This window comes from Candidatus Saccharibacteria bacterium oral taxon 488, from assembly GCA_010202845.1.
In the GTDB taxonomy this organism is placed as follows: domain Bacteria; phylum Patescibacteriota; class Saccharimonadia; order Saccharimonadales; family Saccharimonadaceae; genus Nanosynbacter.
Map to the genome: position 1 here is coordinate 388,259 of CP047921.1, position 21,068 is coordinate 409,326.

19 protein-coding genes and 4 tRNA genes are annotated in these 21,068 nt (G+C 49.1%); 7 read left to right on the forward strand and 16 right to left on the reverse strand.

Going from position 1 to position 21,068, the window contains the following annotated elements; all coding sequences use genetic code 11:
- Window positions 1-26: 26 nt before the first annotated feature.
- The 4 genes from GWK78_01980 to GWK78_01995 all read right to left on the reverse strand — a co-directional run bounded on the left by GWK78_01980 (window position 27) and on the right by GWK78_01995 (window position 4,110).
- The gene (locus GWK78_01980; GenBank protein QHU93794.1) at window positions 27-1,157 is read right to left on the reverse strand and encodes a hypothetical protein; all 1,131 of its coding nucleotides are present in this window, start codon (window positions 1,155-1,157) and stop codon (window positions 27-29) included.
- Between the two features lie 20 nt (window positions 1,158-1,177).
- Window positions 1,178-1,876, reverse strand: coding sequence for a DUF45 domain-containing protein (locus GWK78_01985; protein QHU93795.1), 699 nt, complete (start codon window positions 1,874-1,876; stop codon window positions 1,178-1,180).
- Between the two features lie 9 nt (window positions 1,877-1,885).
- A complete protein-coding gene (locus tag GWK78_01990) occupies window positions 1,886-2,479 on the reverse strand; it encodes an AAA family ATPase (GenBank protein QHU93796.1) in 594 nt (197 codons plus the stop codon).
- Between the two features lie 95 nt (window positions 2,480-2,574).
- On the reverse strand, window positions 2,575-4,110 hold the full coding sequence (locus GWK78_01995) for a DUF11 domain-containing protein (protein ID QHU93797.1): 1,536 nt from the start codon (window positions 4,108-4,110) through the stop codon (window positions 2,575-2,577).
- A gap of 156 nt (window positions 4,111-4,266) precedes the next feature.
- Here GWK78_01995 and GWK78_02000 point away from each other — a divergent pair.
- The 4 genes from GWK78_02000 (at window position 4,267) to GWK78_02015 (ending at window position 8,646) form a co-directional block, all read left to right on the forward strand.
- A tRNA-Trp gene (locus GWK78_02000) sits at window positions 4,267-4,341 on the forward strand.
- Between the two features lie 164 nt (window positions 4,342-4,505).
- Entirely contained in the window at window positions 4,506-5,717 is a 1,212-nt protein-coding gene (locus GWK78_02005; protein QHU93798.1) for a glycosyltransferase, read from the forward strand.
- On the forward strand, window positions 5,708-6,925 hold the full coding sequence (locus tag GWK78_02010) for an alpha-amylase (protein ID QHU94264.1): 1,218 nt from the start codon (window positions 5,708-5,710) through the stop codon (window positions 6,923-6,925). Before GWK78_02005 ends, GWK78_02010 begins: the two co-directional genes overlap by 10 nt.
- A complete protein-coding gene (locus GWK78_02015) occupies window positions 6,925-8,646 on the forward strand; it encodes a hypothetical protein (GenBank protein ID QHU93799.1) in 1,722 nt (573 codons plus the stop codon). The genes GWK78_02010 and GWK78_02015 overlap by 1 nt, the downstream gene beginning before the upstream one ends.
- Before the next feature lie 98 nt (window positions 8,647-8,744).
- Here GWK78_02015 and rpmG read toward each other — a convergent pair whose 3' ends face one another.
- The 3 genes from rpmG to GWK78_02030 form a co-directional block, all read right to left on the reverse strand.
- Window positions 8,745-8,963 (reverse strand): 50S ribosomal protein L33, encoded by a 219-nt coding sequence (gene rpmG, locus GWK78_02020; protein ID QHU93800.1) that lies wholly within the window; start codon window positions 8,961-8,963, stop codon window positions 8,745-8,747.
- Window positions 8,964-9,064: 101 nt separating this feature from the next.
- Entirely contained in the window at window positions 9,065-9,736 is a 672-nt protein-coding gene (locus tag GWK78_02025) for an NAD(P)H-dependent oxidoreductase (protein QHU93801.1), read from the reverse strand.
- Complete coding sequence (locus tag GWK78_02030) at window positions 9,733-10,431, reverse strand: hypothetical protein (GenBank protein QHU93802.1); 699 nt, start codon at window positions 10,429-10,431, stop codon at window positions 9,733-9,735. Before GWK78_02030 ends, GWK78_02025 begins: the two co-directional genes overlap by 4 nt.
- A 389-nt stretch (window positions 10,432-10,820) precedes the next feature.
- On the opposite strand from GWK78_02030, the gene GWK78_02035 reads away from it, so the two are divergent.
- The 3 genes from GWK78_02035 to GWK78_02045 are packed head-to-tail and all read left to right on the forward strand — an operon-like array spanning window position 10,821 to window position 13,642.
- Complete coding sequence (locus GWK78_02035; GenBank protein QHU94265.1) at window positions 10,821-11,621, forward strand: site-specific DNA-methyltransferase; 801 nt, start codon at window positions 10,821-10,823, stop codon at window positions 11,619-11,621.
- Window positions 11,608-12,390: a site-specific DNA-methyltransferase gene (locus tag GWK78_02040; protein QHU93803.1), complete on the forward strand. Its 783-nt coding sequence runs from the start codon at window positions 11,608-11,610 to the stop codon at window positions 12,388-12,390. The genes GWK78_02035 and GWK78_02040 overlap by 14 nt, the downstream gene beginning before the upstream one ends.
- Window positions 12,383-13,642 (forward strand): hypothetical protein, encoded by a 1,260-nt coding sequence (locus GWK78_02045; protein QHU93804.1) that lies wholly within the window; start codon window positions 12,383-12,385, stop codon window positions 13,640-13,642. Before GWK78_02040 ends, GWK78_02045 begins: the two co-directional genes overlap by 8 nt.
- Before the next feature lie 98 nt (window positions 13,643-13,740).
- Here GWK78_02045 and GWK78_02050 read toward each other — a convergent pair.
- The 9 genes from GWK78_02050 to GWK78_02090 all read right to left on the reverse strand — a co-directional run bounded on the left by GWK78_02050 (window position 13,741) and on the right by GWK78_02090 (window position 21,028).
- Window positions 13,741-13,816, reverse strand: a tRNA-Thr gene (locus tag GWK78_02050).
- A gap of 152 nt (window positions 13,817-13,968) precedes the next feature.
- Window positions 13,969-14,565, reverse strand: a complete 597-nt coding sequence (locus GWK78_02055; GenBank protein ID QHU93805.1) for a hypothetical protein — start codon at window positions 14,563-14,565, stop codon at window positions 13,969-13,971.
- Between the two features lie 36 nt (window positions 14,566-14,601).
- A complete protein-coding gene (locus GWK78_02060; GenBank protein QHU93806.1) occupies window positions 14,602-14,901 on the reverse strand; it encodes a hypothetical protein in 300 nt (99 codons plus the stop codon).
- A 62-nt stretch (window positions 14,902-14,963) separates the two neighbouring features.
- Window positions 14,964-17,984: a UvrD-helicase domain-containing protein gene (locus GWK78_02065; protein ID QHU93807.1), complete on the reverse strand. Its 3,021-nt coding sequence runs from the start codon at window positions 17,982-17,984 to the stop codon at window positions 14,964-14,966.
- A gap of 121 nt (window positions 17,985-18,105) precedes the next feature.
- Window positions 18,106-18,190: transfer RNA gene (locus tag GWK78_02070), tRNA-Tyr, on the reverse strand.
- A gap of 7 nt (window positions 18,191-18,197) precedes the next feature.
- Window positions 18,198-18,274, reverse strand: a tRNA-Thr gene (locus GWK78_02075).
- A 41-nt stretch (window positions 18,275-18,315) separates the two neighbouring features.
- Complete coding sequence (locus tag GWK78_02080) at window positions 18,316-19,014, reverse strand: tetratricopeptide repeat protein (GenBank protein ID QHU93808.1); 699 nt, start codon at window positions 19,012-19,014, stop codon at window positions 18,316-18,318.
- A 9-nt stretch (window positions 19,015-19,023) separates the two neighbouring features.
- On the reverse strand, window positions 19,024-19,854 hold the full coding sequence (locus GWK78_02085; protein ID QHU93809.1) for a hypothetical protein: 831 nt from the start codon (window positions 19,852-19,854) through the stop codon (window positions 19,024-19,026).
- Complete coding sequence (locus tag GWK78_02090; GenBank protein QHU93810.1) at window positions 19,847-21,028, reverse strand: RluA family pseudouridine synthase; 1,182 nt, start codon at window positions 21,026-21,028, stop codon at window positions 19,847-19,849. The genes GWK78_02085 and GWK78_02090 overlap by 8 nt, the downstream gene beginning before the upstream one ends.
- Between the last annotated feature and the right edge of the window lie 40 nt (window positions 21,029-21,068).

A 21,068-nucleotide genomic window follows, 5' to 3' on the forward strand; every position in this document is an offset into this window, starting at 1 on the left:
TTCGGGTCGTGATTGCAAGGGCGGTCTCACGCGGACGTGGGCGGATCAGCCAGCTCAAAGCTAAACGTCGAGCCATGATTGAGTCGGCTTTTAACAGAGATAGTGCAGCCGAGCTTGTGCGCCAATTTGCCCGCAACGTACAGTCCCAGTCCGGTGCCGCTGGTCTCGCGGGTGCGATAATCCTCGGCCCGGTAAAATCGCTGGAAAATCTTTTTTTGGTCAGTCTTGCCGATGCCTATCCCAGTATCAATTACCGCAAATTGTACGACGCCGTTACGCCGGTGCATCCGCAGCGTCACCCCGCCACGAGGCGTGTATTTGATAGCGTTGATGATGAAGTTTTGCAGTAGCTCAGTCAAGTACAGCCGCGAAACCTTGATCACGCCAATCTGCGCACTCACGTCGAGATCAAACCGCAACCCCTTATCGGCCGCTCGCGGCGCAAACTCACTGTGTAACGTGCTGGCCAGCTCCATCAGATTAATCGTCTCCGTCTCATCCGCCGCTCCACGTTCAGCGCGCGATAAGGTGCCAAGGTCATTGATCATTTTAGCGAGGAACATCACTTGATCGTGCGCCGCCACCAGCGCCTCATGCACCTTTTGGGTGTAGCCTTTTTCGGCGAGCAGTCGAGCATTGTCAAGCGCTCCCTCGGCAATGGCCACCGGTGTGCGCAGTTCGTGACTAACAACGCTGATGAACTCATCACGCTCCTCTTCGAGGCTTTTTATCTTGGTGACGTCACGCAGAATTAACACATAGCCGTCGGTACTCGAGCTGCCGCCCAAAATCGGCGCAAAGGTCGCCTCCAGTCGCAAATGATCGCCATCGCTGAGCGGCATGATCAGGTCGTCACGGGTGCGGATTGAGGGTGACTTACTGAGCTCCTCAAACACGTCGATCGGTGTACCGCTAAGCGTCTGCAATTGAAATGTCTCGCTGATGTGATGACCGTGCAGCGTGGCGTTGGTGTCCAGCAGGCCGATCATCGCCGCGTTATAAATCGTAATGATGCCGTGAGCATCAGTGCTTAGTACCGCGTCAGTCAAGCTGTTTACCAACGTCATCATCTGGCTATGCTCTGGCGCGGCTTTCGTCTCATCGCGTCCGCATTGCTGACTGCGCCCCGTGCGCCACCTGCCCATCCCTTGTCTCATATGATTTAGTATAGCACATGCTACACGTGCGGTGTATGGTTTTTCAGTGCCGCTCGGTGCGTTTTGTAGGCTGGGTCGATGGCTGCGACCTCTCGCCAAAAGGCGTCGGAGTGATTCATCTGGCGGGTGTGAGCCAGCTCGTGAATCAGCACATAATCAAGCAGCTCAAACGGCAGGTTCATCAGCGCGATGTTCAGGCTAATCGTGCCGCGCGACGAGCAGCTGCCCCAACGGCTCGAGGCGTGCGTCAGTTTGACGGTTTGATAGGAAAAGCCGTGTTCCTCGGCCAGGAATTTCAGTCGCCGTGGCAGGTAGCTTTTGGCTTCTTTACGTAGCGCCGTGATGACGACTTCACGAATGCGCTGCTGGATGGCTGGAGTAGTAATGTCGGTGTCGGGCGGTAGCTTGACGAGGATGCGGGTGCCAGAGCGCTTGATAATGGGTTCGGTGAGCGCGGGCTGGGTCTCGATGATCAGGTGATGACTTTTACCAATTGATTGGTCGTGCGTGTAGTAGTGACCTTGTTGATGCTCGCCCAGGAGTTCGCGAATACGCGGCCGGGATGACTTGATAAGCATTTTTGCGGCGAGCAGCGGTGCGTACGTCGGTAAGCTAATCCGCAGCTGCCCGTTTGGCGCGACTTTCAGTGACACCTGACGCGCCAAGTGCGAGCGCCTCACCGTGATTTCGCCAAACTCAGCATCAGTAATGGTTGGCATGTATAGCTCCTAGCTGATGCGAACACGGCTGAGTACTGGACGTTGCGGACGGCGTTTGGGAGTATCAGCCTGGGCAGCTTGCGGTTGGGTCGGAGCGGCTGTAGTATTCGGGCGCACGTCGGCTAGCCGCTTGAGCAAGGTGCGCGCTTGGGTGTTATAGGTGTGACGACCACTGATGACGACGCATGGCTCGCTGGGGTGCGGCGATGAGAATTGTTTGATCTTGGCATCAAATGTTGCTTCGTCATTGTCGTTGGCCTTGAGCCAGCGCATCTTGGCAGTCGCCAGGTCAGTCTGTACCCAGACAAAGAGAATCTTATAGCCAGCCGCGCGGGCTGCCTTGGCAAGCTCAACCCGCCAGGCTCGCTTCTCCGTTGCTCCTTCAAATACGATGGTTTGATGGGTCTTCATCAATTCCTTGAGCAGAGTGCCGCTCGCATAATTAACGGCCGCCTCATCATCGGATAATGCCGCTAAGATACCAGAGTCCAAATGCGGCGCATGAAACATCTCAGAAAACTCAGCCGCGAATTGCGACTTGCCCGCCCCCGGCACGCCCACCATGGCAATGATGTGAGGAGAAGAAAGTTGCAAAGGTTTCATATATGTTAGTATACACAAAAAATCCCCCTTATCCAAGGGGGATTCTCGCCTGAAACCTCGCGCTTCAGAATAAGCTTCTCGGAGCGGTCAGTCTCTTACAGTTGGCGTCGGCTGGCGACGTATGCTAGGGCTGAGGTAACCAGTGCGCCGAGGCCCAGACCACCGAGTACCATGTCGGTCATACCAGTTCGTGGTAGTGCGGTTGGTGTTGGTGGGGTCGGTGTGGTTGGCTTTGGATTACACTCTTCGCTGTCAATACCGACGAACCGCTTAGTATCTTCAGCTTCTTTCTTGGTAACTTCGCGGATTGTCTTGGTAGTGACGTCACAGACCTTGATCTTTTCACACTTACTCAGATCAGTGGTGTATGGTGGCGTGTTCTCTTTGCCCTTTTCGACTTTCTCGATGACGCCAGTTTGGACGTTGCAGGCCTCGACTTTTTCTGGTACATCGACCGTTGCGTTGTCGCAGCCGTCTTTGTCGCCAGGGATCTCTGGAGTATCAACGCAGGCGGTGTTGACGACTTTACCGGTAACTTGTTCTTTGATGGTTGCCGTGATAGTAAAGGTCTTTGATGCACCCTGCTTGAGTTCAGCAATCGTTGTCTTCCAGGTGTTATTCTGGAGTGTGCCCTCAGATGCCCTTAGGAAGGTAACGCCCTGTGGAGCATCGTCGGTGACAACAGCGTTCTTTAGATCAACGTTGCCGGTGTTGGTGACGGTTACCTGGTATGGGAATTCGTTGCCAACTTGGACAGTCTTGTGCTTGACGCCATCAACCTTTTTCTCGATTTTAATGCCAGGGTTAGCCTTTGGCGTCTCTGGCTGGATGGTGAACTGCTTGACACAGTCGTTGCTGGTGCGATCACCAAGGCTGGTCGTGACTGTGACGCGAGCGGTGTAAGTGCCCGCTTCCTTGATGGTGGCGCTGGTCTCGCTGGTCAGCGCTGAAGTAGTGTTGTTGCGTGAGAAGACTTCCTTGCCTGAAGCATCGGTGATGCTAAAGGTGTATGACTTGACAGTTGCGCCGTTCTCGACTGTTGCGTGAGCCTTCAGGGCGACCGTGTTAGTCTGGCGATTAATGACTGGCTGGTCAAGTGCTTTACAAGTAGCCACTGGCTGTGGTTTCGGTTTTGGTGGTACAACAACGTTGGTGGCGACAACTGGGTTACCACATGGCGTCATGATGGCGAACTTAAAGCGACCCTGTTCATCAAGCCGAATGAAAGCTTGCTGTGCACTGCTCATGCGGCTGGCTGGAACGACCTTAGCATTGGTGCCTGAGATCGGTGTACCACCGCTAATATTACGGATGGCTGTCCGTGCGTTGGTGGCGACAACGGTGCCGTTATCGAGGCGAACCTCGCCGTTACGGTAGACTGCACCATTAACGTAGTTGCCGCTCAGCATCTCGTAGGAAATACCGAACGCACCGTAAATTGTTGATACGCCTTTGTTGAAATATCGTTCGCGCATCTCTTGTACCGACATGGTACCACAATACACCACGGCGTACTTGTCACAGTCGCGGGTATTGTCAATTGTTTCTGCGTTGGCGTAGTAGACCAGTCCTGCTCCGAAAGCAGCGACCAGCGACAGCGCCACGATCTTAAGCTTTGTACTTAATTTCATAACATCCTCCTCACTGGTTGTTTCCCCAATATTATCACACAAGCATTATTTTGTCAATAACTTATATCATATTTTTTCAAAATGGTTAGTTTGGGTTGGTTTGCAGAATATCTTTTTCTGGTATAATAGATGAGCTAACCCGTTAGCGCGGGGTGTAGGGGCATAGTTCATCGGCTAGAATGGCGGTCTCCAAAACCGCAGAGGTAGGTTCGATTCCTACTGCCCCTGCCACGGTTTATGGTGTGACGACTTGATGAAAGTCGTTTTTTAATGGCTTGCTGTAGAATTGACGGTGCATATCAATTCGCCGCTTGTGAAAATAATGCCTTGATCTCGTGAAAAAATTGCCAGATGCGCTTGAAAAAGCATAAGCGGCGGTCTATACTGGGAATAAGATGAGAATTTTGATGCTAGGGTGGGAGCTTCCTCCGCACAATTGTGGCGGCCTTGGTGTGGCGTGTTACCAGATGTCAAAGGCATTGGCGGCGCACGGTGTTGCTATTGATTTTGTCGTGCCCTACTCGGCCGAGCATCCGAATATTACCCATATGAACATTCACGCGGCCTCGCCGCTACCGCCGGGTTATCATGATCTCGGGGCGTATGATCACGGGGTCGCACCAGAAGTCGAGGATACGGATGGGCACGAACTTGAACCGATGCGTCGGTTGCAGCGTCGCTACGGCAAGTTTGTCAGGCAGTTCGCTCGGATGTATCCACCGGACGCCATTCATGCTCACGACTGGCTGACGATGGAGGCTGGTGTGATCGCCAAGGAGGTGTCGGGCGCACCGCTGATCGTTCATGTGCATGCTACTGAGTTTGATCGCTCGGGTGAACATTCGGGTAACCCGTTAGTGCATGAGATTGAACAGCAGGGGCTGATGATGGCAGATCGAATTATCGCGGTTAGCCGTATCACCAAGGATATGATTGTCAAGAATTATCACATCCCGCCAGATAAAGTTGAGGTAGTATATAATGCGATTGACCTGGCTGATCTGCCGCCGCATGAGTACGACACGGCGACATATAAATACCTCGAGGATCTCAAGACTGATGGCTATACCATTGTTGGTGCGTTGACGCGGCTGACGGTGCAGAAAGGGCTGACCTATTTTGTGCGGGCGGCAGCTAGAGCGCTAGAGCGCTACGACAAGATCGCATTTTTGCTATCGGGCGATGGCGAGCAGCGGGATGAATTGGTAGCCTTAGCCGCGCGGCTGGGTGTGAGCGACCGGGTGATTTTCACTGGTTTTGTTCGTGGCAAGCAGTGGCGCGATGCCTACTACCTGATTGATATATTCATCATGAGTTCGGTGTCAGAACCGTTTGGGCTGACGGCACTGGAGGCAGCGCATCACGATACGGCCCTGCTCATCAGCAAGCAGTCGGGTGTTGGCGAGGTACTCCATAACATCATGCGGTTTGATTACTGGGATGTTGATAAGCTGGCGGACGAGATCGTCAATATTGCGCGCTCGCCAGGCTTGCAGTCGGCCTTAAAGCGCAATGTCAAGGATGAATACGCTCGGCTGTCGTGGCAGGATGCTGCCGAGCGGTGCGTTGCGCTATATCAAGCATCAGCCCAAAGGAGGTGGGCATGAGCCGAGGCATCACCCTCTATCTCCACGTACATCAGCCGTGGCGGGTGCGACGATACAGTATTTTTGACGTGGCGGCGCGGCATGATTATTTCGAGACGAATGATCCAGCGCAAAACAACGAGCTGATTTTTCACAAAGTCGCCGAGAAGTCGTATCTACGGATGAATGCCCTGTTGGAGGAGCTGCTCAGGCGGCATCATGATTTCAAGTTGTCGCTAGGCATCAGCGGTGTGTTCCTCGAGCAAGCAGAGCGCTTTAACCCAGCGGTGATCGAGAGCTTTAAGCGGCTGGTTGCCACTGGCAAGGTCGAGTTGTTATCAAGCCCGTATTATCACAGCCTAGCGTTCTTTTATTCACGACCCGAGTTTGAGGAGCAAATTCGCCGTCACCAGCAGAAACTGCGCCAGCTGTTTGGCGTCGAGACCACGGTGCTCGCAAATACCGAGCTAGCGTACAATGACGACCTCGCCAAGTGGGCGGAGACGGCTGGTTTTAGCGGTGTGCTGGCCGAGGGCTGGGATGACGTGCTGGAGTGGCGCAGTCCGAATTATGTGTATCGGCCGGTCGGTACGGACAGGATTGGACTGCTGCTCAAGAATTATCGACTGAGTGACGATATCGCCTTTCGGTTCAGTAATCGATCATGGGCGGGTTGGCCGCTGACGGCAGAAAAATATCGGACGTGGCTGATGGAGGCGACGGCCGAGGCGCCGCTGGTTAATTTGTTCATGGATTATGAAACCTTTGGTGAGCACCAGTGGTCGGATAGCGGTATTTTTAGCTTTTTTGATCAGTTTGTTGCCTCGTGGCTCGAGGTTAGTGATAATACGTTTTATATGGTGTCTGAAGCGTTGGCGGCGCATCGGCCGGTCGGTGATATCAGTATGCCAGAGACGGTGACTTGGGCAGATAGCGAGCGCGATTTGACAGCGTGGAATGGCAATGATTTACAGAAAGAGGCGCTGCGGTATCTGTACGAGCTGGAGGCCGATGTACTGAGGAGTAGTGACGAGCAGCTGATCGCCGATTGGCGGCGATTGCAGTCGTCTGATCATTTCTATTATATGTGTACCAAGTGGTTTACTGACGGCGATGTCCACGCCTATTTCAGTCCGTATGATTCGCCGTACGAGGCCTTCCTCTATTATGTTAACGCAATTCGCGATGTGCGCTGGCGGCTGAGCGCGCATCGGTACGAGAGGTTTTGATGGTGCTTCTCGCAAATGGCACGTTGGCGATTAGGCTCGATCAGTTTGGTCGAGTGAGTTTACTGTCGTTCCCGCACGTTGGCCGCGAAGTTCAGAATCGACAATCCGTGCATCGGATCGGCGTGTGGGTGGACGGCGAGTTTTCGTGGATTGATGATGGCTCGTGGCGGCTGGCGATGCGGCTGCCGCAGGGGGCGCTGGTGGCGCACACGGTGTTCAAGCATGAGCGGCTGGGGTTGGTGCTGGAGTGCGATGATTTTGTTGATAGCAAGGTCAATGTGTTCGGCCGCAATATTCATGTGGTCAATCTGCGAACTGAGACGCGCCAGGTGAGGTTGTTTTTGCATCAGGCGTTCCGGCTGCACGATGATGGTCAAGCGATTGATACGGCGCAGCATGTCGAGGCTTCGCGGGCGCTGCTACATTATCGTGGGCGGCGGGCGTTTGCTGTTGGCCTACGGACGTTTGATGGGCGTGATTTCGATCGGTGGACGGTCGGGCGATTTGGCGCTGGGCTGGATGGAGCGTGGCGTGATGCGGAGGACGGTGAGCTGGCGGGCTGTCCGCATGAATATGGCATGACTGACTCGGTGCTGGGCTGCTCGCTGCGGCTGGCGGCGCTGGCGTCGGATCGCTGTACCTACTGGTTGGCGGCCGGGACGTCGATCAAGGAGGCGCTGGGGCTGCACGAAAAGACGCGTAGTGTCGGCTTGGTGCGGAGCTTGGCGCGGACAACGGATTTTTGGCACAAGTGGCTGAGCCCCGGTTTTCGCGCAGCCCAGAAATTGCCGCTACCACACCGTAAGGCCTTTATTAATTCCTTGTTGACACTGCGAGCCCACGTGGATGAGCACGGGCTGATACTGACTGATGGTTCAGCCGGCAATTGTCGTCTGCACGACGCAGCGTTCGCGCTGTGGCCGCTGATTCGGCTGGGGTATGGCGATGAGGCGGCGATGTTTTTCGAAGCTTGCCGGCGGATATTTGAGACCGATGGTTACTTTGCACCGGCGTATTATACGGATGGTGAGCCGGTGGCGACTGATACTGCGTGGCGTCAAGACCGGCCGCCAATGCGCTTGAGGGACGCGGCGGCGGTACTATTTATCTTCTGTCAATTTGCAACGTCGCGAGTTGGCGCGGAACGCTCGCGGCAGCTATATCAATCGGTGGCCGCCAAGGTAGCGACATTTTTGACGGATAATTGGGACAATCCAGCGGCAGACGACGACGCGGCGTTCGTTTGGCAGCTGTCGCGTGCGGCACTGGAGCAAGCGAGCGAACTCGCGCAGCAGCATGACGACCCAGCCAATGCGGTACAGTGGCGAACCTGCGCTGACGATATTAGCACGCAGCTGGCGGGACGTGGTGCTGACGAGGTGACGATGGATGCGGTATATGCTGCCTATATGTTCGGTGTTGAGAGTGAGGCCTATCAGACCAAGCAATTGGTTAGTGAGGCGACACGGACATTAGCGGCAGTTGATGGTCTGTTCAAGCGACGGGCGGATGACCCCGACAGCAGTGTGGTTGCTAGCCTGTGGCTGGCGCAATATTATATCGAGACGGGAGAGCTGGCGCGAGCAGAGCGAATTGTTGACTTGATCCGCGAGCGGCGCATTGCCAAAACTGGCGTGGTGAATGAGTATAGCGCGTCGTCGGTGGTAGCTTCGGCTGAATATGTCAATACCTTGCTTGATATGATCGTGGCGCAGCGCTGAGGTCGGCGCATGAAAATTAAACTGGCCTGCTGATTTGGTCGTTTGTCGGAAATAAAAAACCACCCCCGTCTGAGGGAGGTGATTCTCGCTTGATGTCATTAGCCCTTACGCGGCTTGACTTCGTTGCGGCCGAGGTTTTTCTTGGTCTCGGTGTAGGTTGCGTGCTGGCGGGCTACTGGATCGTACTTTCGGAGCGTCAGCTTGCCCTGCCCTTTTGTGGTACGGTTTTGGGTGTTGACCGTGGTGTAGTACGTGCGGTGGCCGCTCAAATTACTGACCAAACCAATCAACTTCCGCTTCGTGTTCTTCTTTGCCATCTCTTTACTCGTTACGTTTATTTACAATCTTGACCGATTATAGCACAGATAATTAGGAAACGCTAGGGGTGCTGACAAGGAAAATTACTCCTGCCCCTAAGCTAATACCAGCGTACCATCTTATCAAGTGGCCGGCGGCTGCGCGGGTGTGGCTGGTCGCTACGACTGGCGTAGCCGAGCGCTAGCATGAGAACCGGCAGATCTTTGGCTGGGTCAATGAGCTGGTGGGCTGTCAGTACCTCTGTCGCTTGATCAATGGCAAATCCCTCAATCGGACACGAGTCAATCCCCCGCTCCGCCGCCACCAGCATCGCAAAACCAAGGGTGATATACGCTTGGTGCGCCGCCCATTGGTGTAGTCCATCGGGCGTGTCCATCAGCTTGAAATCTTTCTTGGCCCACTGCTTCCAGAATGTTTTATAGGCGGTGCGCTCGACCAGATTCATGCGCTTTACATCACGGAGTATGTGATCGATGTGGTCGCTAAGCGCGTCGGCCGTCTTGGCGGTAAAAATGAGGAAATGACTGGCATCAAAGCGCGGCTTGTTAATCGGCGCGCATTTTTTCAGATCCTGGCGCAGCTGTTGATCTTGGGCAACGATGACGTCGAATTGCTCAAAGCCGTACGAGGTTGGCGCGAGGTGAATTGCCTGAAGGATCAGCGCCATATCATCGTCGGTGATCTTTTTATCGGCGTCAAATTCCTTGCAGGCGTGGCGAAAGTCTAGCGCTTTGGTAATTTCTGCCGTCGAAATGGTTGGTTTGCTGGTCATTGGCGTCCTCCTTTTTGTTGCCTAATGATACGTTGCTCTTCGGGTGTGAATCGCCGTGATTCGCGCATTTTTTGGTAAGCTTTGTTGCGCGTCCAGGCGTCGATATGCTCGTTTTCTAATTCAGCCAGCGTCAGCTCAAGGAAGTGCACCGCCGTCGTCGCATACAGCCAAGCTAGCCCCATTTTGACGTAATAGCCATCGTGTTTAACGTTTCGCAGCGCCGCGAAAACTTGATCAATATGTGCTTTGTCCAGGAAATTAGTCATCAAAGAAATTACGCCGTAGCGCACTGTAAATTCAGCTTCGCTTTGTAGGCATTCTAGTGCAAAATACCACCACAGTTCGCCGGCAAAGCGCCGCTTTTTTTCGATGAACACATCAATGTGCGCCCACGAATCAACGCATGGCAAATATTGCTTGGCTAGATTAATCGCCGTTTGATCATCAAGCTGAGCGTGCGTGATCAGCAGCCCGCACAGCAACACGTATTCAAATGATTCGTTCTTGGCCGTTAGTAATTTGCTAATACCCGCTGCGCTCATATTAGGCGCCAATTTCCTCGCCAACCGCCGCAAATCCGGCACGCGTACGCCGACGACTAGCATATTGGTATTGACGATACGCTTATTAAAAGCGGCGTAGGCTTCGTTGCCTTGAGTAAGCGTTTTGAGCTGGCGCGTGAGGTCTTGAAGCATATGTTTATTATAAACTATAAATCAAAACCACACCTAAAATACAAGAATAAGCGCATTTTTCACTTTCAGAAGCAAATAATAGCTCCTTCTTTCTGTAAACTTTTTATTCCTAGCCACCTCCATCCCGACTAAGAATAAGTGGCTTTAGTAGAGCCTAGCAACTAATATGATATAATTATAGGGCTACAACTTTTACAACAAATCAAGTAAAGATACTTGGATTTCAGTGATAAATTGCGATCACATGCGCGGTTTGGATTACTGAAATCCAAGTTGTAAAAAGTTGTAGCGACTCGTATGTGGTCGCTTTTTTATTTGGCGATTACAAAAGAATCGCTATGACAAAACCATACTACTATAATCAAATATATTTTAAGGACGCTCGCAAAATGCGCGAGCTTCCTGATAATTCTGTTCAGCTTATTGTTACCAGTCCGCCGTATTTTAACATCAAAGACTACTCAAAAGATGGATATCAAGATCAGTTGCGCGGCGAACGACAAGCTGGACAAATTGGCGACATTGCAGATTATGAAAAATACATCAGTGAAATGCTAAAAGTCTGGCGAGAATGCGAAAGAGTGTTGAAGCCAAACGGAAAATTGATAATAAATACGCCACTAATGCCAATGCTGAAAAAACATTTCAACACGCATTATAATAGACATATTTTTAACATAGATAGTGATATTCAGCACTCTATCAGAACCAAAACTAATCTATACTTACTAGATTTGTATATTTGGGAACGTGCTACTTCGTCTAAAAAAATAATGTTTGGCAGCTATCCGTATCCAAGAAATTTTTATGCCCAGAATACTTCTGAATTTATCACTGTTTATGTTAAGGACGGTACTCCAGAAAAAGTCAGCAAAGAAATCAAGGAAGCTAGTAGGCTAACCCAGAAAGAATGGGTTAAATATACAAAACAAATATGGCGCATACCAATACCAAATAAAAATGATTTAGCGTTTGGTGAACACTCAGCAATCATGCCCGAAGAAATTGTAAATAGAGCAATCAGGCTATACAGTATGGTCGACGATCTTGTTTTAGATCCATTTGCTGGCTCTGGAACTACCCTAAGGGTAGCAAAACAGCTAAGACGCAATTATGTCGGTTATGAAATATCGACCACTTATAAAGATATTATTAACAAGAAGCTTGGTGTTGAAAATGAAAATAAATAGAATTTATACATCCGATTGTCTTGATTTTTTAAATACAGTAGACCGAAAGAGTATTGACCTGGCTATCATAGACCCTCCGTATAATATGTCGAAAGCGAGTTGGGATATCTTTAGCGATCATCAAAGCTTCCTTAATTTTACCTATAGCTGGATCGATGCATTACTGCCAACATTAAAAGACACTGCAAGCCTTTATATTTTCAACACACCATTTAACTCAGCCTATATAATGCGGTACTTAGTAGACAGAGATATGATTTTCCAAAATTGGATAACCTGGGACAAGAGAGACGGTTTTAACGCTTCCAAATATCGTTATACTCACGGGCAAGAAACTATATTATTCTTCACTAAATCAAAGGAATACGCCTTTAATGCAGATGATATACGTATACCGTACGAGTCAACTGATAGAATCGCCGCCGCCACTAAGAAAGGCATCTTGAAAAACGGTAAACGTTGGTCTCCAAACCCTAACGGTCGAATGTGCGGCGAGGTGTGGCATATAGCAAGTGAACGCCATAGACAAAAAATAAATGGCAAAATTCAAAAGATGCCACATCTAACACCAAAGCCAAAGGAAATGATTGAAAGAATGATTTTAGCAAGCTCAAATAAGGGCGATTTAGTATTGGACTGCTTTGTTGGCAGTGGCACTACTGCTGTATGTGCGAAAGCACTAGGAAGGAATTATATCTGCTCTGACAATAATCCTGACTATGTAGAGCTGGCTATTAAAAATATCGAGGGAGTGCCTAATAATGGATGATTTATTAATGATCAGCCCAGGCAATAAGGCAATAGAGTTCATTGTCCGTCGTATTGTCGACGATAAGTATAGAGGAAATGTATCGATTCAACATACAGTTTACGATATGAATAAAATTATTATTTTACTCAAGACTCTAGATAAGTTTGCACCAAACAAACAGTTGATGAAAATCAGAACCGAAGATTTAAGTAGACGACCGGCAAACACACCGGACGAGACGGTGTATGCAAACTTTGTTAGTGACTTTTCAAGACAGGTAGATAATGACACACAGGATACGATTAGAAAAAACATATTCCCTGACCTACACCGCATGGGTTTAATTGACCGTTATGATAAGAGCAAAATTAGAACAGATCCGTACAGGCAAACCCCCATTGCTTACGTCTCAATAACTGATCAAGGTTTAAAATTGATAAAGGCAAGTCCACTAGATCAAAGGTTTATCTGGTCAAAGGCTTTAGATCTTATTCTTGGTGGGCTTGTTGATATTACACTCGAGATATTACGTGACGACGACTACAGATATGAAAACATTACGAAGTGGGAGTATATGTTTTTTGTATCAGCAGTAAACCTAAGTGATGACTTTTCTTTCAGTATTACAAAAGATGAATGCATAAAGTTAATTAAGGAGTTTCGACGCTTATCAATCTTTCAGATACAGCAAGTCATCGATGTTTTAAGAGAAACCATGAAGCCAGAAAGATACACTGGCAACAAGACGAATCAACGCGATTTTCATAATTGGAGAAACAAGAACGATCGAATTTTTGAACGATTCTCTCAAACCGTATATTTTCAAGTTAGTGGTAAAAACAAAGATCGCGAAGTCTGCTCTCTGTCTACAAAGAAAATCGTTGCTAAAAGCGGCAAAATCGTCGAAATACGCAAGCGGTCACTGTCTGAAAAGATTAAATATTATAAAAATCATGAGATACCAAAAAAGATACCGGGATTTGAATTACATCATGTTGTTGCCCTATCTCTCTCTGAAAGCCCCGAACAATATGACATGTTCGATAAATGGCAAAACATGGTGTATATAGACGCATTCAAACATGCTCAAATTACACAAAATCGAAACCGCAATGTCATAATGCGCACAAAATTTGACGATATCTTGCTAATAGATTATAGTAACAACGTAGTCTATCTTAGAAATAAGAAAAATATAGCTTATAAGCCAGAGCTTCAGTCTGCTATGACTGAATATAATAAATCCCTGCGAGCAACGTTGAGTCGCTAAACCTCATAAGATATCCGTCTAATCAAACAATGGGCGACCAAAGGCGGAACATCTACGAAAAAACCGCCTAATAAGCGGCAATTTTCTAAAAATCTATCTGGAGCCACGATCGGGGCTTGAACCCGAGACCTCATCCTTACCATGGATGCGCTCTACCAACTGAGCTATCGCGGCATTACACCATCGCCTGCGGCATGCGCTCTACGTATGTTTGCGTTTCACGCGTAAGAGCTATCGCGGCACACCGGCTACGCCTGAAAACGGCGCGGCAACATTCGTATTGTACCATATTCACGTGGCCGTGCAAAGACGATGGCGTTCTCAGACTACTTCTCTGCCTCGACCTGATCTGGCTTGTCGGCGGCTTCAGGGGTGGTCGGCGCAGTCGTTTCTTTGGGCTCTTTTTTGTGCGCTGTCGGCTTGTTGGCTTTGGCTGAGTCAAACTCAGATTCGATTTCGCTAAGCACATAGCCCATAGCGGCGACCAGGGCGATAGCAACAACTCCGCTCGTAACGTCGTAGTAATGGGTGAAGAAGCCGAGAATAAAGGTGACAACGGTGGCAAGGAACGTAACGACAATGCCGGCGGTGGCGAAGAGCCAGCCTCGGGTTTGTTTGCGTCGTAGCGGTGAGATAGCCAGCCCAAAGAGGACAATTTCGGTGACGGCAAAGATTAGCGTGATGATCTGCTGCAGGCGAATGAGAACGATGTTAGGTACAAAAATAGAAACGCCAAAGAGTGAGATGCGATCAGCTTGCGACAGAAGTGATAGGGCTGAGGTTAGTGACAAAGCAGCCACCACCGCCAACATTGCAGCGACAATCCAGAGGTTGTCGGCGACCGCTTGGCGCGATTGCTTGGACATGCGCGGTAATGGTTTATAGAGTGTTTTGAGTGTTTTGGCAAATGGAAATCGTTTCATGATTTGATAATAGCATGTCGGGAGGCGGTGAGCAACTTAGCGTGAAGTGCCGGTGGATTTTGTGGTGCGCGCTCGGGTTGGTTTGGCTGGCCGCGGCAAGCGCGGTGCGATGATGGCGTCCAGCACTGTCCAAGCAATGCTATTGACTAAGAAGACTACGCCGACAATACCAGCGATCGAGGCGGCCAGGTGCGCAGCGGAACTGCTGATCAGGACTAACCCGCCACCGACAGTCAGGCTGATGATGGCTAGGGCGACGTAGGCTTGCTGTAACTTAAGGCGCTGATTTTTCTGCTCGTTCCAGGTGATCAGCCCTCGCTTGATAAGTTCTAACATGGTGGAAATTATAGCATTGTTTATGAGTAAAGTCAATAAGAGAATACTGGCTGGCTTGATGCTCAGTATGACTTGCAGAACTCAACGAACCCGTTTTTATTGTATTCTGAACTATTATGCAAAATATACAATTTCTCCTTTGCTCTCGTAATTGCCACGTAAAACAACTTTTTCTGATCGTCTAGAACAATTTGTTCAGTTTCGCCAAAAATCTCAAACAAATGAGTATCCTGGTGATACATAGGAATTATACCGTCGTCCGCCTCTAAAATTATCACGACATCCGCCTCCAGACCTTTCGCTCGATGCATTGTCAGAATTTCAACCTTCTCCTTAAACTCGTCTTCGTGCATAAACTTTTTTTCAACCACTGCTGAACAAAGCCGATTATAAAACGCTAGCAAATCTATAAACCAAAAAGATGTGTCATTATTGCGGTGTAAAAGCAGAATTTTTTGTTTATCTTTGTTACCCTTGATGATTTCTGCTACTGTTTTAATATACTGCACTGCTGCTTTTGACGGATCTCGCTCTTCCGACACCATCATTGCTTTTTTATAAACATTGTCCTTATCATCCCTATAATCAATATATGTTTTAGTTGGGTCAATTAGTACTACTTCGCCATTATATCCGCTATTAGCACTAAAATTACCGTTCTCGCCCAAACTATTTCTCATAAAAGTTCTGGCGTTTTCAACAATCCTTCTATCACATCTATAGTTCGTTGTAATTTCCAACTTGCGGCTATCTTCCGGAAAATAATCGGTAAATCTCTTAAAATACTCCGTATCCGAGCCTGCGAATCGGTTAATCGCCTGCCAATCATCGCCAACCACAAACAGCTTCGACTCGGGGCAAACATCCCTTACCGAAAGAATCATCTTCAAAAATAGCTTGGAAAAATCCTGATACTCGTCTACTAAAATATATTTCTTTAGGCTAAGCAGGCTCTCCACGTCTTCATGCTCGCCTCCATTGACAATATAAATAGCTCTTTTAAGCAGTAAGTTAAAATCTATACCGTACTGCCTAAAGTCTAAAATCCCCTCTTTGTTATTACGGGTAATTTTAGTAATAAGTTTTTCTTTCGGCAGTTTTCCTGCTAAATAATTATGGTAGTCAAAATAACACCGTAGACCAATTTCCAAAAACACCTTTGTTCTGTCATCGCCATTAAAATACTCCACTCTTTGCCTCAATTCTAAGATATCGTCAAAAAACTGCTGCTGCGCCCGATCAATAAATTGCATAATCATTTTGGAAAATCGCTTGACTTGACTATTCCAGACTTTTTTAATTAGTTCTTCTTCTGGTAATTTTGGTTTATTAATGCCGTGCTCTTGCAGGATTTTTTCAATCTTTGCTTCAAATTCCTCTCGATTCTCAAAATTTCTCGTTGTCTCAATCAATGGTCTCATATTTTTTATCTGTAAGGCGTATTTTCCTGCTGGTTTACCATTATCAATCCAGGATTTTTGATAAAACCACCTTTTCCAAATCATTTTTGCTTTATATTCATCGTAGTCGCCAATAATGCCGCATTTATTTATATCAGCAATTTTGCTCAAGGATTCATCGCCGTTTATCGCCCAATGTTCCCACGGAATATCATAATCTTTTAGGTAAAAATCTGGCTTAATCGACTCTTGTTTGAACTTATTTTTCAATTCATATAATCTATTTCGGTTAGCCTTTTGACAGATGCTATATGCGCTGTTTAGATAATATTCATTCTCATAGTAATATGCAACACCATGCTCAAACAGGTAATCGCTAATAATTTTTTCAGCTTCCGACTTTACAACCTTGCCATCAAGCGTTTCATACTTTGAATTGCGCAGTGCCTCAAAATATTCTTGCTCGCTAGCGAATTTATCGCGCTTGATCTGAAAACACTCACTGCGAAATAACTGATAAACTTTACGCTTCGGTATAGTCTTAATAACCGCCTGAATAAAATATGCTTTTTCTTCTGCTAAAATCTTACCGTATTTTTCATTTTCACCGCAAATTGAATAGACGATTCTGCGTGCAAAGGCATGAAATGTCGTTGCAATCTCTGGATTATAAAAAATTTGCTTGCCGTCAACTGTAATTTTTTCTAACCGCTCATTGATCTCGTCGCTAGCTTTCTTGTTAAAGACGAAAACCAACAACTCGTCAGGTTTAATATTATATTTTGCAGCCAAATAAACGACTTTGGCAACCAAGGTACGCGTCTTGCCTGAACCAGCGCGAGCAGTCACGATAGTATTTTTATTATCATTCAGCACCGCAATCACTTGTTGTTCATCAAGCACATAAGACCTGCCATCTTCAGAAACGTGCTTCTCAAACCATTGCTTTACGTATTTTGCTTTTATAGTCTCATAACTTTGTCTATCTAGCGCATTAGATATTTTATCCGCACCGATGAAATCATATTGACATAATTTATCTTCAATCAACACTTTCAATTCGTTGAATTGTTTTTTCTTATAGTATTGTAGTCTTTGTTCAAACCAGGTTACATCAATCAGATCAGACCTCGATAAAATACCCTCTGCTTCAGTAAAATTGTATTGCCGAAGCTTCTTCTCAATCAATGATTTCAACTCAGTAAGATGTTTTTCTCTGTAGTAATGCAGTCTTTTTTTAGACCAGTTCATGTCAGTTAGACCAAGCTTTAGTAGTATATTCTCTGCACTAGCAAAATCATATAGCTGCAACCGCCCCTCAATCGACGGTTTCCATTCATTAAGTAATTCTTCTTTATAATGTTGTAGTCTTTGATCAAACCAAAACGAAGCCCAATGCAACTTACTTACGTTAAGCTCTGATAGTGTCTTTTCTGTACCAGTAAAATCATACTGTCTTAACTTTTGCTCGACCGACCCTCGATACTTCTTCCAAATCTGCATACTGTACCACCTGTCAAAACTGTCGCTATATCCATTACAGGGATAATTTTCCGTAAAGAGTATGCCAGCCTCAGCTATATTATTGGCTTCAAACAATGGTAATAGCTCGACTATCAGCCTCTTTTCGCTGTCAGTCATTCTTCTTATCAATAATTCGCCTAAATTATTGAGTTTAGTCATCGGCCTCTTTTTATTATTAGTCATTGTCTGTAATAACTAATTTATCATATTTATTCGTTTAACCCCACTTAAAACTAAGACCGGTTGCCCCAACGAACGACCGATCCTAAAAAACATATCGTGGTGCCGGAAGTAGGACTCGAACCTACGAAGCCTGACGGCGGGAGATTTACAGTCTCCTGTGATTGCCACTACACGATTCCGGCGTGTATTTGGAGCCGATTCAGGGATTCGAACCCAGGACCTGCTGTTTACAAAACAGCTGCTCTAACCAGCTGAGCTAAATCGGCATCTTGAATGATTGTAGCAAGTTTTGTAGCTCAAGACAAGGCTACATGATCACTTTTCGTGATGGTTGTCGCGGCTGGCGTGGCTGCTGGGGGTGAGCTGGGTGCTGTGAACGGCGCGGGACGGTGGCTGGCTTGTCGGGCGTGAGCATGGCCGTGGCGCGCTCACGAAGTTTGGCGGCCTGTTCGGGCTGCTTGGCGCTGTCGTAGGCTTGAGCAAGCGTGTTCAGCGTGTGCGGCGTCGGTTCGAGCTCAGCGGCCTTTTCTAGCGCCGCCAGCATCTTCTTCGTATTACCTAATTTCTCCTGGACCTTGGCGTAGGCGATGTGCCGGGCGGCATGACTGGCCTCCATATCAAGCGCCTGCTCAAACGCCAGCGCCGCCTTGACATAATCTTGAGTCTCGTAGTAAATGAGGCCGACATTGTGCAGGCTCGAGGCGCTCGGCTCGAGGCTCTGGGCGATTTCAAAGCACTCGATGGCGTCCTTGTAGGCACGCTGCTTGGCATACAAAATCCCCAGGCGATTGTAGGCCGTGGCGTTCTTTTCATCGACGCGCAGGATGGTTAGGAGTGCTTTCTCGGCACGCAGATACTTGTTTTCACGCAGCGACTCTTGAGCGATAGCCCAGAGCTTGTCAAGTTTCTCTGACAATTTAACTGGTAAGTTTTGTGCTTCGCCGACTGACGGCTGATACCAAACTGCCCATACCATAACCAGCAGGATAACTAATAATCCAGACATATGCATCTATTATACCACAATATTGATCAGCGCCAGCCGTACGTTGCCATTGTGCCTCAGCCGGGTTTCGGCGGTGATGATCCGATCAAGGAGGGGCTGGTGTGTAGGACTCGGCTGAGTTTTCATCTGAAACGCTACCATGGTGAGGAGGATGTCGATCAGCTGGAGGGCTTTGGTGCGGTCGGTGAAATAGGATGGCAGCGTGCGCAGTGCTTCGTATGAGCTTGGTGTAGAGAGGATGCATTTGGCGTCAGCGGCGATGGCTTGATATTCGGACAGCAGTTTTGGCGTGCGCGCTAATTGACGGATGAGCAGTGGCCGGCCGGCGGCCAGGAACAGGATTTGGCGACGCTCGCTGGCGGTGAGCGAGGTAGCATCAAGCAGCGTCTCGTCCTGTACTGGCGAGGTGCGGTGCAAGGTTAGCACGTGGCAGCGCGAACGAATGGTGGCTAGGAGCTGCTGTTCGTTCTCGGTCACCAGCAAAAAATGCGTGTTGGCGTTCGGCTCCTCTAGGGATTTGAGAAGCGCGTTCTGGGCAGCCTCGCTCATCTGGTCGGCTGGATTGATAATGATGACGCGGCGAACCGTGGCGTGCGTGCGCAGCATAGCGATCATGGTGCGAATCTGCTCAGTCGTGATCGTGGTTTTTGCCTCCACTGGCTGCAGTCGAATCACCTCTGATGGTGTGAGTGTTGCTAGGTATTCGGCAGTGCCCATGCCGTCCAGCCCACGCTCGGCGGTGATGATCACCGCCTGTGGCAGTCGCTCAGCAAGTTGGCGCAGTGGAGCGCGGTCACGATGTGCTAGCATCGGCATGCGCGGTGGGTGCGGGTTAGTCATGAGTGGCCTCGCTCATCTCGTCCTGGGTTGCGGCAAGCTTCGGGAATGATTGTCGAAATTCTTCTGGAGCGGCCGCCTCAAAGGTTTTTCGTTCGCCCGATGGCAGTGTGATTTCTAGTTTGTGGGCGTGAAGCATCAGGCGGCTGGCATTGAGTTTACCGTAAACGCGGTCGCCGAGAATTGGTGTGGTTAGGTATGCCAGATGGACACGCAGTTGGTGGGTGCGGCCGGTGGTGGGTCTCAGTTCAATGAGTGCCTGGGCGTCAGTCGCCGCCAGTACGCGGTAGGTCGTCTGGGCGGGCTTGCCGTTCGGGTCGACGCGGAAGGTGCTGGGCGCGGACGGATTGCGGCCAATTGGCAGGTCGATTTTTGCAGCGGCTAGTTTCGGTACGCCGTCGGTTACCGCGAGATAGGTTTTTTTGGTGGTGCGCTGGGCGAATTGCCGCTGTAAATGAGCGGCAGCGTCAGCGGTTTTAGCGATGATGAGTACGCCCGAAGTGTCGCGGTCGAGCCGATGGACGATGCCCGGCCGGTCGGTGCCCGAGGCGAATGAGGTTTTAGGACGAATAATCTCCGCTACCGTCGGCTCGGTCGACAGTCCACCTTTGGCGTGTGTCAGGAGACCACTGGGTTTGTTCACCACCATCACGTCATCATCTTCGTACAACACTGGCAGCTCTGCACTGGCCTGCTCCTGCTCTGGCAGCTTGACGGCAATTTCATCAGTCTCGTCAACCTCGAACTTTGGCACCGTCACCACGCGCTGGTTGACTGACACGTAGCCGGCTTTGATGTATTTTTGCCAGAGGCTGCGTGAAATTGACGGGTCAAATGTCGTGGACAAGTGGATGTCCAGGCGCTGCTTGGTCGGCACGATGTGGAGCATCATGACAAATTTGCCCTGAAACGGCGTTTCGGTGCAGCTCGAATCAAGCGGGTTTGGCAAAATATCAGCATTGGCTGGCTTGTCGGGCCACAATTCGTCAATTGATTCTTCGTCGACGATTGAGCCGTAGAGCACGGCGAAATGCTGTTTGTTTAGGATGAATTCTGCCAGCACGTGCGATTCGTCCGTCTGAACCTTCAGATGGCGCAGGGCTTTGACGGGCGTGTTGTCATCTGCCAGTTGGTACAGCCTGGCGATCTTGAGGACGGTGCGCAGAGAGATTTTCACGCGGCGTGTCCTCGGGTACTTAAACGGCTAGAAATGTGCG